The organism is Coprothermobacter platensis DSM 11748 (assembly GCF_000378005.1).
Classification (GTDB): domain Bacteria; phylum Coprothermobacterota; class Coprothermobacteria; order Coprothermobacterales; family Coprothermobacteraceae; genus Coprothermobacter; species Coprothermobacter platensis.
In genome coordinates this window covers 1,309,131-1,322,645 of record NZ_KB899040.1, presented here as the reverse complement: position 1 = coordinate 1,322,645, position 13,515 = coordinate 1,309,131, and the positions used below count along the sequence as shown (strand labels likewise).

The following is a 13,515-nucleotide window of genomic DNA, read 5'->3' as shown; positions in this document are numbered from 1 at the left end:
AACATTGGCCTTCCCCCAACGGCTTTTTATCTAATGGCTTGCAATGAATAGAAGCCTTTTACTGCTTGCTCCAATTGTTCCGTAATTGACGTGAACGCTCCCTTTTCAACAGCGCTGCAAATCTTCTTCATGAGAATATCTCCAATGAGCAACCCATCTATCTGAGCTCCGCTTGATACGGTTTTAAAGGATTCGTGATCACTTAGTTCCATACCCAGGCAAAGTGGTAATTGAGTAATATCTCTTACCTTGCGAGCAAAGTTGTTTATCCCATCGATAAATGTTTTTTCATCTGGATTGTACTCAGGTAAAAGATATATGAATTCCTGGCTTACGTGCGCTATGGCGTTCATCCTTTCTGTGGAAGCCGGTACCATGGTGTATATCAGCGGTATACCATGGGTGTGCAACTTTTCTCTTAGAGAGCTGCTTTCTTCCAAAGGTAAGTCTGGAACGGTTACAGCATCGGTCCCCGATGCACTGCATTCATCAATGAATTTATCTTCCCCGTAGCCGAAAATGCTTGTGTAATACGCTTTTAGAACAATGGGGGATTGAATCTCTTGACGTATGTTAGTCAATGTACGGAAGAAATCTCCTATGGTGAAATGGTTTTCTATGGCTTTTTGCGAGGCTTTCTGAACTATGGGAGCATCGCCTACAGGGTCTAAAAAAGGTATTCCAATCTGTAGTATGTCTGCACCACCTGCTTGCAAACTCTGCATTATGGGCATCAAACTTTGCAAGTTGGGATATCCTGCTGTGATGTGAGCTATGAGAGCTTTTCTATGGTTCTGTTTTATGCTGTTGAAAGTGTTTTCTATTCTGCTGTTTTCCACGGCGCTCTACCCCCTTTATTCCTCTTCGATGCCTTTTATTTTTGCTACTTGTTGAACGTCTTTGTCGCCTCTGCCAGAGAGATTTACAACAATGATGTGGTTTTTACTGAGCTCTGGAGCTTTCTTCATTGCATAAGCAACGGCATGCGCACTTTCCAGTGCGGGGATAATTCCCTCTACTTTTGAAAGCGTTTCAAAGGCTTCCAACGCTTCTTCGTCAGTGGCGCTTTCGTATGTGGCTCTGTTTGTTTCTTTTAAATAGCTGTGTTCCGGCCCCACACCGGGGTAATCTAATCCGGCTGCTATGGAATAAGGAGCCGTTATTTCGCCGTCAGGACTCTGGAGCAGATAGGTTTTCATGCCATGGATGATGCCTACTGTTCCGCGGTTAAATGTGGCGGCATGCATGTTGGTATCTAATCCCTTGCCTGCAGCTTCTACCCCTACGAGTTTTACTTCTTTGTCACCGACAAATGGATAGAATATCCCTATGGCGTTGCTCCCTCCACCAACGCAAGCAACTACATAATCAGGAAGCCTGTTTTCTTTCTCTATTATTTGCTTACGTGCTTCTTCACCGATGACTTTTTGAAATTCTCTTACCATGAGTGGATAAGGGTAAGGACCCACGGCTGAGCCTATTAAATAGAACGTGTCGTTGATGTTTGCAGCCCAATCTTTTATCGCTTCATTTACAGCGTCTTTGAGGGTGGAGCTTCCAGAAGTCACACTGCGTACTTTGGCGCCCAGAAGTTCCATGCGAAATACATTGAGACGCTGACGCTCTACATCTTCTGCCCCCATGAATATCTCACAGTCCATCCCAAACATTGCTGCCACGGTAGCTGTTGCCACACCATGCTGCCCAGCTCCTGTTTCCGCAATAATGCGTTTCTTCCCCATGCGTTTTGCTAGCAGTATTTGTCCTAAGGCGTTATTTATTTTGTGAGCACCTGTGTGGTTCAAATCTTCTCTTTTCAAATATATTTTTGCTCCACCCAATTTTTTCGTCAAGTTTTCTGCGTAGTAAAGTGGCGTGGGACGCCCATCGTATTCGCTGAGGTAGTAGTGGTATTCTTTTATGAACTGTTCATCGTTGATGGCATCGTTGAATGCTTCGTCCAATTCAATTAATGCTTGCATTACTACTTCAGGTACATACTGCCCTCCGAACTCACCGAATTTCGCTTTTGCATTAGGTATCATATGAAAACCTCCTCATAAATTCATAAGTTGGGAATTTCTTCTAACAGCCGCCATATCCATGTATTTGCAGTACATTTCAGGGCAAAAGCTGTTGCCAGCACCTCCAAAACAATGGATACTGTTCTGTGGTGTTGAAGCAAGAAGAAAGTTGAAAATGTGGCTCATAAATGCTTCAAAGGTAAACGAAAAAGAAGCAAACGGTTTCTTTAGTGATGAGCCAATAGTGTTTGCAGAGGTCTTAAATAGACAGAGATTATAAAGCGCTTCGCCAGCGCCAAAGGAGGTGAGTATTGCGCCACTCTAATGTGGCCCCCGTGGAAACAATGTTCTTCCGCAAATCGCTTTGTTTCAAGGCGGTAAGCGGATGTTTACTTGAGACGTAAACTGTGAACCGCATGTATTTCACCTCCTGAAGGTTTATTGCAATCCACTTTAACGCACGGGGACCACTCTTCACGCTAAATGTATGTTAACAAGGCGGTACTGTTCACTGCGCTTCTACGCCCAAGGTTTTAAAAGCCTCCTGTAGCTTTTCTTTGAGCTTGTCTTTGTTTAAGAAGTCATCTACAGCAACGACCACTTTACCGTAGTTCTTCACTTGATCAGCGTAGAATGTTTGAACCACTACGATGTCGTAGTTTGTTCCAATCAAGCTGCTGATATCAGAATGATCCACTGTAGCTGGTACCTTCAATTCTTTTAGTACATCTTCGATATTCATCTTTAGAATTAGGCTGCTTCCCATGCCAACGCCGCACGCGGCTACTATTTTCAATTTATCGGACACTAAACGCACCTCCGTTTGTGTTTGTATCAGAATACGGATTTAACTAAGCTTCCAATGCCTATGATAAGCCATGTGATTATATACCAATCTGGATCAGCCAGCACTGCGAGTTCTGGCGCTGTACCACTGAGCATGGGCCATGTTATAGCTTGGCCAAATGCCAAGAATATACCATTTATCGCACCGGCAAGTACTGCACCTTTCCAACCTCCTGTTGCGTTACCAAAAATGGCTGCGCCAGCTCCTGGGAAGAAAAGCATGATCATAGAAGGAACGATGGTAGCAAACCCAGTCATGCCAAAAATGACCATTAGTATGAGAAAAACCACCGTTGAACTGATAAAACCGATAAGCACCGCTGTAGGCGCATAAGGGAATACAACTGGCACATCCAAAGCGGGCCTGGCACCGGGTATGAGCTTTTGGGAAATACCTCTAAAAGCAGGAACGATTTCTCCTAAGAACATCCTCACACCGTACAGGAGTATGGTTATACCTGCTGCAAACTGTAAACCCTGCAGAATTGCCCAAACCACAAAATTCATATTACCTGCAAGCTGGGTGACCACGTTTCTGTCAGCGAAGAAAACAGCTATGAGTATGATGATACCGATAATAAATGCCGTTCCCACGGTTATGTCGTTCATGAAGGAAAGGCGTTTGGGTATATTGATTTTCTCGGTGCTTTCTTCAGGTTTGCCTACGTAACCACCCAATGCAGCGCCCATGTAAGCTACACTGGACGAGGTATGACCATAACCCACTTCATCGCTGTGTGTAACTTTTCTCATGTACTTATGGATGATGCGCGGCTGCAAAGTCCAGTATAGTGAAATAAGAAAAGCGCCTATAACGATAAGCCAGCCTTGATTCATGGTTGGAAACACTTCTATAAAGCTGGCTGTTATGACTAAGGAAATCCACCACATGAGATGGCCTGTTAAATACACAAATCCCGTGTTAAACAGACGAACCAATATGAGATGGAAGAGAAAACCCAGCGCCATTATGGATACCGCTACACTTCCGAAATTTGTTGTGAAGTTATCCAATGTGCTCTGAGCTACAGGAGCCGTTATACCGAAAGCAGAAGAAACAATGGTTTGGAATGAAGACAAGCCTGCTGTGAAGAGGTTTGTTCCAGCGGTCATTATGAGTATGCCTACAACTGCTTTTATTGTTCCTGATATGACTTCTTCAATGGGCTTTCTTTGCAATATAAGGCCGACCATGGCTACAATGCCTATGAGTATGGCTACTTGGTTGAAAATATTGTTCACCAGAAAATTAATGAACGCTACCATAGACCATCACTCTCCTTTTTTATGTGAATTTGAAGCTTTTCAGTAGATCAACTACTGTTTTCACCTCCTCAGCGTTCCTTATAGTGGACAAAGCCTCTTCGCTGCCGAGAAGTTGAGCAAGCTCTGCGAGCATTTGGATATGGGATGTATTGTCTGTGGCACAAAAAGAAACCACAATGTCTACGGGGTCATTTTCCTTGTTTCCAAATTCTACCGGCGTGGCTAAAGTGAGCAAGCTCAAACCGTGTTTTATGACACCTGCTTCAGGCCTTGCATGTGGCATGGCGATGCCTGGTGATATGACGCTGTAAGGACCAAGCTCTCTTACCGTTTCCACCATAGCATCGACATAAGCAGGGTGTACAAAGCCTGCATTTACTAAAAGCTCACCGCCTAAGCGTACTGCTTCCTGCCAATCTTTTGCCTGCGCCTTTAGTTTGATTGCTTTTTCTGTCAGAATGCTTTCAAGCATTGCGCTCCTCCCCTGAAAAGGTTTTTATACTTTAATTTTAGCTGCTTTTACCTTCATGTTCGAAAACATATTATGTGTTCGCTGTGAACCGCTGAAGAGCGTTTGCCTTTTCAGAGGAGTGGTGAGAACATCTATGTTCTATGAAGGAGTATTCAGTTCTATTCTGTAGTAATAACCATCATATTGCACATAAAGGTTGTTTTCTCCATCCTCTGATAATCCTAATGGTGCGCTATTAAGAGATGTGCCAAGCTTATAAACGTTGCCCTTTAGAATGACAAAGACAGTGCCATTGTCATCCAATGCATAAGTTATTTTATGTGTGAAATCCGTCAAAACGGATATAAAACGCTCTGTAGGTTGTTTTGATGTATAAACGCCTTGAACTGTCCCATCATCCTTTACTTTGAATAATCCGTAGTTACCCAAACCGACGTAGACTACATTGTAGTTATACGGATCCAGAGCTCCATCGGTTAACGCTCTGTCAGATACGTTTAAGTTTTTGAAGGTTTTTCCAGCATCTTTGCTTATAAAAATGCCTAAATCTCCAAATGTCCAGATGATTTTTTGATTATCCGGATTAAAAGTGAGCGACATTATATCGTGATTAAGTTCCGCTTCATAAACTTCGGTGAAGTGCTGGTTATCATCCGATTTGTAAATGTAACATGGCATCTTTTCGCCGGGTCCCGCAAAATAAACAAATCCATCATAAGAAAAGCCGACTGTAGAAAAATTTGCCGGGGCATCAATACGATTCCAGTTGTTGCCAGCATCTTTGCTGAAATAAACGGCATTCGTTTTGTTTGCCACTCCAAACCCCAGTAGATACATTTTGTCCTCATTTAAAGGATCTGCAAAAAGTTTAGCTGCAGGATAGTCGATTTCCATAATCTTGTTAAGATGTGAAGCGTCTTTACCAAAAAGAATGCTGCTCTTTTGACTATCTACACTAACCAAAGCAAGAATAAGATGCTTTTGTTCATTTACGTAAAGAGGATATGCATTTTCAGGGAGATTTACCTTTTTAACCTCTGCTACTGTTGGCGGTTTTGTAAAAGCTTTGTCGCTATTATTTGCTGAATTCTGTTTACTATTGCATCCTACTAAGGGAAAGATGCAAGCACAAGCCAATAAAACCAATAAAATGTTCTTAATTAATTTCCCCATTTCCCCCTCCGTTTTTAAGTCCTGAGGTAAACCAGAAAAACGGTCCACCTCAGGAAGTTATTTAAAAGTTTATGCTGCACTTTCTATTGCATTTGCTGAATTATTGTTCGCCTTTCTCCTCATTAAGCTGTTCTTCAGTTGCTATATTTGTCCCAAGAAGTTTGCCTTGATAATTGACTATCCTACCTTCTTCTCTCTGTTTGAGCACTTCTAGGGCTGCATTCTCTGATGGGGAATTAAAACCATAGCCCCATTTTACAAAGGTATCAATCGGTGCCATTGAGAATTGAACTATGCGCCAACTACCGTTTTCAGGAACCACCACTATCAAGTTGTAGTTGACACCATTCAGGTAAAATTCGCTTTCGTTTTCAACGGTATAGTTTATGCCAGCATAAAACACGTGAACATCGCCGTAAGTGGATCTATACGAATCTACTGTTGTCGCGAATCTGGCTGCATCCGAAGGCATTTCTTTAATTTCAACAATTTGAGCGCTTAAGACACCTAAAATGTCTTGGCCTTCATTTTCTGGATTAGCTATGAAGCCCTTTACTGCACTTTGCTCATCACCTGTAAGCAAGGAGACAACTTCATTCCAGTTATGGTTGTTTAGTGCACTGATATATTGATATACGGTTTCTTCTGGTGTTGTTATTTGAGCAGCGGACTGCTTCATCCCCATGGGCGAAAAGGTTCCCACCAATGCGGTTATTACCAGGAAAATGATAATGTTTCTCACTGTCTTTTTCATACTTTTACCCCCTTTTGTTTCTGCTTTTAGCTTCCTCATACTCCATAACTCCCTTTTTAACTATCTCATATTACCTCATCCCCTCTATCATCTTTTAGTCTAATCTTTTTTTTCGTGCAAGTCAAGTAGCTCTTCAGAAACTAAATATGCACTGATTAGAAAGCCCTCTTTTCGAGGCGGTAGGTTCTTACGTACTTTGTGAAGACAAAACACGTTTTTGCCCTTGCGCAGGAACTTAGTGTGTAGACACTGATCTTGTTTATCCAATTCTACGGCCGTCATATGAAGATTTTCGCCGACTCTGCGATGTTTTAACTACCTACATTTGTTTCAGTCTCAATACGTGACTTGTACGGATCTATAGATTTTACAGTATTAAGCTTTCCTTTTTCTAAGTCTTAAGCGTATGCAAATAAGTAGAAAGTTTATTGCACTACAAATTCCATATCTATAAGATTCAGGTGCGTTGCAGTATTAGGCAGCCCTTTCTGTGCATCCTGAAGTGAGAAAAGCAGTTTTAAGCTTTTGTCGGCAAACTTGTAGTAATATGTGCCACTCGTTCCATCCTGCATAACTAAATTCATGATCATGCCTTTTCTGTCAAGTGTAGCAAGTGGTTTTGAATAATACTTGACACCTGCGATCGGAAAGTCGTCAACAGTTTTTTTATCCAGATGAAGTATCTTCAGTGTAGCGTTATTGGTTAAAGAAGACGTAGCAGCTATGACAAGTATGTTGTTATCATCCATTCTGCTTGCTGCCTTTACCTCTATGTTGTTCGCTGTTCGGAGTGCCAGCTCTGTTAGCTGTGGGTCCTCATGCAAGCTAGATCCATATTCTGTATAATAGATATACCTAGAGAATGTATAAATCACCTTAGGTGGGCTAAGCTTTGAGTCCGTTACAGAAAGGTAGTAGGGACATGGTAATACTGTTCTTGTACTTATACCTACATTTTCATTCCTTCGTGCAAAGTCTGAGTAGGTTAGCGTAAGTATTTCGCCAGTACTATGGTCAATAGAGTAATCTCTATATACTACATCCGTATCGTCTGGGGAAATAGGTTCGACGATGCCAGTGGCAGGGTCAATTAAAGATAACTGGGAATTCCCATTACTTTCAGAACCTTTCACGATGCCAATGATTTTGCCATTAAGCAGGTTAAGCTGTTTAAATTCATGGTGAAAACCGGTAATGTCCTTAGTTGTATGTGTTTTTAAATCATAGGAAATTAACTTGTATCCTGCCTCGTTGTCGACTTGCAATGTATCGTGATTGTTAGCAGGCATTGTGTAGTAGACTTTGGAATTTTTGTAATCCACTATCCCGGTTGAGTACATACTCGTACCAGAGATACTATATATGGGCTTTAACTGCTTATTAGCTAAGTCGTAAATGTAAAATAGTGTTTTAATTTTCTTTGACGGGTCCGTTTCTTGTGTATCGCTGTATGTATAAACTAATGATATATAAGCCATAGAACTTTTATTTGATGAACTGGTAATAGAACATCCACTGAGCGTGAATAACTCTATACATAAAATGAACACCGCAAAAAAAGAAGTTCCTCTAATCGCCATCTTCATAGATAAACCTCCGTTTTCCACACCTTATCGAGAAGTCATTATTCTACAATCAATTGTATTTCTGTAGTCACTAAAGAGCTGGCAGTCTGAGTAAGCAGATCTTTCTTTACATCGTTTATGGAAAACAAGTACTCCAATTTCTTATTAGCAAATGTGTAATAATACATGCCGCCTTCACCATTCTCCATCTTTAAAGAAATGAACATGCCCTTTTTATTAGGCGAAACAAGCGGTCTTGAGTAGTACTTTACACCTTTGATAGGGAAGTCATCTACGGTTTTAGTGTCCAAGTGGAGCACCTTGAGTTTTATATCATTGCTAAACACATCTGGAGCACCCAAAAAGAGTATATTATTGCTGTCCATTCGGCTCGGTGCGGCTACATCCAGATTGTTTGCCGTCTTTTCAGCTAGCTTCTTTGTTTCTGGATCTTTGTCCCAATTATACCCATACGGAGAATAATATGGCCTCTGAGAAAAAGTGTAGATTACTTTAGGTGTGTCAAGGCGAGTATTGGTAACAGACAAGAATATAGGTGGTGCCTTAATGATACCAGAGTTATCTTTGCTTTCTGGAGCGTGCCTATCTGAGAAATCAGAATATGACAGGGTGAGTATCTCACCTGTACTGTAATCAATGGAATAATCTCTATACTCAATGTCCGTGTTATCTGGGGAAATTGGTGTAAATTCATGGGTTATAGGGTTTATTCTTGTTAGCTGCCTACTTCCATTACTTTCTAGCCCTGCGGAAATGGCAAATATCTGATTGGCAAACAACGTGATCTGATTGAAACTATGGTGCATTGAAGTGATATCGGTTGTCTTATGTGTTTTAAGGTCGTAACACTGCAGTTTGTCTCCTGCCTTATCAGCAGTATTTTTCAGATCGCCCCATATGGAATAATAAACCTTGGAATTCTTGTAATCTACAACTCCAACAGGATAGGAAGAAGGAGCTGTAATGGAGTACATCTTCTTCAGTTCTTTCTTACTGATGTCATAAATATAGAAATAAGTTGTTCTTGCTTGCGACCTGTCTGTAGCACTTGGGTCGAGAGCTGTGTACACTATTGATAGATACATAATGTTTCCTGACAATGTAGTATCCTGCTTAGTAGGATTAGAACAACCGCTAAACAAACATAATTCAGCAAAGCAAATAGCAAATGCGACTACCAACACACACAAACGACTACTCTTTTTCAATTAACACCTCTGGGCCTGACCAATCCCAATTGACGGAACAGGAATTTTAGCTTTGTTTGAGCTTACCTGCACAGGATGCTTAATTGTTACTCCTACCTCTTTCCTTTACCTATTGACAAGTCTATCATGGCTTCGATGAAAAATGCGACTTTTTACTGGTGCTAAACACTCGGTTCTGACTAGGATGATACCTATAACTAAAGCAAAATTAGTGATTACATGACATTATGGGCTTCTAATTCCTTACGTTACAGGCATTACGGGTAACGTTTATTTTCCTTTGCCACGTATCAAAGACTAATACAACCCACACACGTTTTTTACTATTAGAATAGTTACAGGCGGTTTTTTCGTAAAGATATCAATTAGCTTAGGCATTTGCCTATTGCGTTGCCTTTTTTATAAGCAAAAAGCACTCACGAGTATGCCTATAACTTGGAGAAAGCCTGTAGCATCTACGCTATGTTTTCAAAACTGAGCTTTTTCATTCCCCCGTATAGCAGCCAGGGATTAACAGAGTATCTTACTGGTTTTATGTTCTACAATAGTTGGGTCTTTATGCTGTGATTAACAGACTTTGACCCCATTCCGAAACTGAAAAATATTTGCAAAGAGGCTGTCTACTAAATCCTTGTATGGCTTTGGAATGAGATCGCATTCCTTTAAACTTGCGATTATATATTGTTTTGGGTGATGTTGCAAACTTCCTGTTTAGATTGCTCTTCGGCACTCCCGAACAGCAATGTGCGAAGAAAAAGTCGGTGGTAGCACATCAGAAATATAAGATATTTGAGCACATGGTTATGTTTGCCAATACCAGTCTACCAGCTATGTCTGAGTCTCTTTGTAAATATTTTCAAATCATCAGATTTAGCTTCCTGAAGTTTTACGAGTTTGCTGGTATATGCAAGTTTCACTGTTTGTAGCGTGCTCTCAGCAAGTCATGTAAAACCGCTGCACCCATCTTAAATTTGGCTTCCAAGTCTTATGTAAAGTCGTCTGCAGAGCATTGCATGTACATTTCTATTTGTCCAAGGATGTCCTCTACACTATTCCCTGATATCCTGACTTGGCAACGGCTTGACCATTTGCTTTTAGAATACAACTCCACGTTGGTCGGGTTCTACATATAGGTATAGGGCAGTATACCTTTTTGTAGCCTATCCAAGGATCTTCCTACGCTACTGCGTTCTAAACACCAAGTTCGGGCGCTTCACGTAACAACTCTTTAGATACTAAACATATAAACAGGGCTTGCCTTGACAAAAACGGGCAAACCCTTAAAATCACTCCATGCGTTCATAGTTCTTACGTACTTTGTGAAGACAAGACACGTTCTGTCTTCACCCGGGAACGGTTATTAATAGTGAGCGCAAATAATCCTACGCTTAGCAAGGAAAATATGATAACGCTTGCTACGATGGCTTTTGCGGTGGAATCAAAATACAAGGAAATAAGCAACATTGTGTAAGGCCTAAGCATCCTAAACAGGTTTATATCCCACAAAATTTTTGCTACAGGTTTGAGATATAGAGCCAGTTCCACTCCATAAATTAGTATGCCTGATGCCAGAGGCACAATTACATCGTCGCTTTTTGAAGAGCTAAGTACCACTACTGATGTCACCACAAGCAGCCCAAGCAAAATCATGGCAAAGCAAAATAAGTAAAATAGACCATTACTCATGACTACATCTGAAGTTGTTGCCTCAAAAGCTCTATTAGCAAGGTTAAGAGGCGATTTACTTACTAATGACATCATGGCCGTTATAAAAAAGCCTGCTATTGTGACGAGAAAGGTATAAAGAACCATAGCTTCTACTTTTGCTTTTCTCCTGACCGTTTTACCGTAGAAGCAGGTATCCCCAAGCTCTTCCATACCATTTTTCTTGTCACCGGCAAAAATTGGTGCTGCACTCAGAAGTACAACTATGAAAAGAAATGTTGGCATGTAGAGATTAAACATGGTAGTAAGTAAGTTTCCATCAAGCACTTGCACCCATATCTGTCTGAATCCTTCAGAAAAGAAAACTCCATAAGAAAATAAAGCATAAGCGCCAAGAACGATAAATGTCCAGCGAGTATTTAGCAGCGTTTTTAGTTCAGCTATCATAAGATTACGTCTACTGCCTCTTTTATTAATCATGCATCTATCTCCTTTCTATTGTAGAAAAGATAGGTTAGCGAAAGAGCTACAGCGAATATAACCGCTTGAGCAATAACGGTTAGCTCAATGGTGGGGATGGCGCTGTTTCCAACAATAAACACCTTTCCATTCCCCAAAACGTCTGTGAGGGACATCAATGAGAATGTGCTTACATCAGCGAATATGGTCACTTTAGAGCTGATATATTGACCTTCGAGATTTTGCGAGTAAAGGGTACCTAAGGCAAAATAGATGCCTGAAAGGAAAAAGCTGGCTAAGTTGCTGCGGCAGAAAGACGATATGCACAACGTTACTGCTGTAAGTACCATAGCTCCAAGCAAAGAGCCTACGAGCTGGCAAAGATAAAACTGCAAAGCCCACATGGTATTTGGTCTTTTATAAAAGGATGTAAGGCTGTCCATTGGCGTGTTCTTAAAGGGAATGCCATAAACATGCGTGTAAAGTAGCGCTGCAAAAACCTGAAAAATGATTACAGTCAGAGCGGCAAATAAGCAGCTTGCCAGTAACTTACTCCAAAAGAGTTTGCTCCTGCCGTTTTTTGTTGTAAGTAATATGCCATGCATTTTACTGGTGTACTCACTCGTGTAAACACCAGATATGCCCAGTATAATCACAAAGGCTATCAATAACGGAAGCATAGAGTTGTTTATATCTATCCAATCGTCCCAACGGGTCAGGTTGGGCTCCATTTTTGGCATGTGGGTGTACTGCTGAAGCAAATATCTGTTGAGCGGTGTGTCGGGTGCATTCTTTAGTTCTTCTATTCTTTGACTTATGGTGACGTTCCGCTCAACCAGGCTTTCAATACGCAAGGCTGCTTCTTCCTTCAACTCTTTTGCTACATCATAACCTTCATATACTTTGCCTTGGTACTGCTCAATAGTTTGCGTTATTTTAGGAGAAATCATGGGTTGAATTTCCTCGAAAGTAACATTAAATCCTTTATTTATAATATATTCTTGCACTTGAGGATTGTAAGCTGCGTCCATTATTTCATCAAAAACTGGCTGAAGAGCATTTTTTGTGTAAATCACGTTAAAATTGTTCGCAAGATTTAGAATGAGGTAAGCATAGAAAAGTGCAACCAATAAAGCTATTATCCAAACGTATTTCTTTGAGATAATCTTCTTGAACTCAACACCGATAAGGTTCATTCTTCCTCTCCTCCAAAAACGTAAACGAAGACGTCTTCTAAAGACGGGTCTGCCGGTGTTGCATCCGGAAGTGGTTTTGAATCGCTTACTATACGGATTTCAAAATGGTCGTCTTTTTGGAGTACGTTGCCAATCGGGAAACGCTGCTTAAGTTCATTCAATTCGCGATGGCTAACGTTAGCAAGCCAAACCTTTCCGTCGACCAAACGACGCAGGTTTTCCGTGGTATCGTAGTTAATAACTTTTCCTTCTTTAAGCAGAATAACTTGGCCTGCTATGGACTGTACATCAGAGACGATGTGTGTGGAAAGTATGACGATGCGGTCTTCGGAGAGCTCTGAAAGTATGTTTCTAAAACGTATGCGCTCGTTAGGGTCTAAGCCGGCTGTGGGTTCATCCAGAATAAGAATCTTGGGATCGTTAAGCAGTGCCTGTGCTATGCCTATGCGCCTTATCATGCCGCCAGAGAATTGCCCAAGCCTTTTGTTTTTTACATCGGCTAAACCTACCAAATCTAAAAGCTCATCAATTCTGCGGTTTGCATACCTTGGGTCCAACCCTTTGAGGGCGCTAAGGTACTGTAAAAAGCGTTTTGCTGTGAAATCTCTGTAATAGCCAATCTCTTGTGGCATGTACCCGAGTATGTCCCGATATTTGGCTCCCAGTTCTCCGATAGTTATGCCGTCAAGGGTGACTTTACCTGAGGATGGCGGCAGAACATCTACCAACATGCGCATGAGCGTGGTCTTTCCGGCTCCATTTGGGCCCAGTAAGCCGTAGACACCGCGTTCAAAGGTTAAACTCACATGGTCCACGGCACATTTGTCTCCAAAGTTTTTGGTTAGGTTTTGTGTTCTGAGCTGCAT

The 13,515-nt window shown here is 41.3% G+C and carries 12 protein-coding genes; all 12 read right to left on the bottom strand.

Annotated features, from left to right (window positions below):
* Positions 1-26: 26 nt before the first annotated feature.
* A complete protein-coding gene (gene trpA, locus D890_RS0106990) occupies positions 27-839 on the bottom strand; it encodes a tryptophan synthase subunit alpha (protein WP_018963807.1) in 813 nt (270 codons plus the stop codon).
* A 15-nt stretch (positions 840-854) separates the two neighbouring features.
* Positions 855-2,045 carry a tryptophan synthase subunit beta gene (gene trpB / locus D890_RS0106985; protein ID WP_018963806.1) on the bottom strand — a complete coding sequence of 397 codons (1,191 nt, stop codon included), beginning with the start codon at positions 2,043-2,045 and terminating at the stop codon, positions 855-857.
* A 487-nt stretch (positions 2,046-2,532) separates the two neighbouring features.
* A complete protein-coding gene (locus tag D890_RS0106970; protein ID WP_018963803.1) occupies positions 2,533-2,832 on the bottom strand; it encodes a PTS sugar transporter subunit IIB in 300 nt (99 codons plus the stop codon).
* 26 nt (positions 2,833-2,858) lie between these two features.
* Positions 2,859-4,136 (bottom strand): PTS ascorbate transporter subunit IIC, encoded by a 1,278-nt coding sequence (locus D890_RS0106965; protein WP_018963802.1) that lies wholly within the window; start codon positions 4,134-4,136, stop codon positions 2,859-2,861.
* A gap of 19 nt (positions 4,137-4,155) precedes the next feature.
* The gene (locus D890_RS0106960; RefSeq protein ID WP_018963801.1) at positions 4,156-4,608 is read right to left on the bottom strand and encodes a PTS sugar transporter subunit IIA; all 453 of its coding nucleotides are present in this window, start codon (positions 4,606-4,608) and stop codon (positions 4,156-4,158) included.
* 138 nt (positions 4,609-4,746) lie between these two features.
* Positions 4,747-5,781 (bottom strand): WD40/YVTN/BNR-like repeat-containing protein, encoded by a 1,035-nt coding sequence (locus D890_RS0106955; RefSeq protein WP_018963800.1) that lies wholly within the window; start codon positions 5,779-5,781, stop codon positions 4,747-4,749.
* A 100-nt stretch (positions 5,782-5,881) separates the two neighbouring features.
* Positions 5,882-6,535, bottom strand: a complete 654-nt coding sequence (locus tag D890_RS07790; protein WP_156802700.1) for a hypothetical protein — start codon at positions 6,533-6,535, stop codon at positions 5,882-5,884.
* Between the two features lie 425 nt (positions 6,536-6,960).
* Positions 6,961-8,121 (bottom strand): hypothetical protein, encoded by a 1,161-nt coding sequence (locus tag D890_RS0106945; protein WP_018963798.1) that lies wholly within the window; start codon positions 8,119-8,121, stop codon positions 6,961-6,963.
* 38 nt (positions 8,122-8,159) lie between these two features.
* Positions 8,160-9,329, bottom strand: coding sequence for a hypothetical protein (locus D890_RS0106940; protein ID WP_156802699.1), 1,170 nt, complete (start codon positions 9,327-9,329; stop codon positions 8,160-8,162).
* Between the two features lie 1,308 nt (positions 9,330-10,637).
* Positions 10,638-11,474, bottom strand: coding sequence for a hypothetical protein (locus tag D890_RS0106935; protein ID WP_018963796.1), 837 nt, complete (start codon positions 11,472-11,474; stop codon positions 10,638-10,640).
* Entirely contained in the window at positions 11,471-12,649 is a 1,179-nt protein-coding gene (locus D890_RS0106930) for an ABC transporter permease (RefSeq protein ID WP_018963795.1), read from the bottom strand. The genes D890_RS0106935 and D890_RS0106930 overlap by 4 nt, the downstream gene beginning before the upstream one ends.
* Entirely contained in the window at positions 12,646-13,515 is an 870-nt protein-coding gene (locus D890_RS0106925; protein WP_018963794.1) for an ABC transporter ATP-binding protein, read from the bottom strand. Before D890_RS0106925 ends, D890_RS0106930 begins: the two co-directional genes overlap by 4 nt.

Excerpts from the sequence above, each read along its gene's own strand:
- D890_RS0106925 (WP_018963794.1), bottom strand. The coding sequence starts at position 13,515 with ATGCAGCTCAGAACACAAAACCTAACCAAAAACTTTGGAGACAAATGT.
- D890_RS0106955 (WP_018963800.1), bottom strand. The coding sequence starts at position 5,781 with ATGGGGAAATTAATTAAGAACATTTTATTGGTTTTATTGGCTTGTGCT.
- D890_RS0106935 (WP_018963796.1), bottom strand. The coding sequence starts at position 11,474 with ATGATTAATAAAAGAGGCAGTAGACGTAATCTTATGATAGCTGAACTA.
- D890_RS0106930 (WP_018963795.1), bottom strand. The coding sequence starts at position 12,649 with ATGAACCTTATCGGTGTTGAGTTCAAGAAGATTATCTCAAAGAAATAC.
- D890_RS07790 (WP_156802700.1), bottom strand. The coding sequence starts at position 6,535 with ATGAAAAAGACAGTGAGAAACATTATCATTTTCCTGGTAATAACCGCA.
- trpB (WP_018963806.1), bottom strand. The coding sequence starts at position 2,045 with ATGATACCTAATGCAAAAGCGAAATTCGGTGAGTTCGGAGGGCAGTAT.
- D890_RS0106960 (WP_018963801.1), bottom strand. The coding sequence starts at position 4,608 with ATGCTTGAAAGCATTCTGACAGAAAAAGCAATCAAACTAAAGGCGCAG.
- D890_RS0106945 (WP_018963798.1), bottom strand. The coding sequence starts at position 8,121 with ATGAAGATGGCGATTAGAGGAACTTCTTTTTTTGCGGTGTTCATTTTA.
- D890_RS0106965 (WP_018963802.1), bottom strand. The coding sequence starts at position 4,136 with ATGGTAGCGTTCATTAATTTTCTGGTGAACAATATTTTCAACCAAGTA.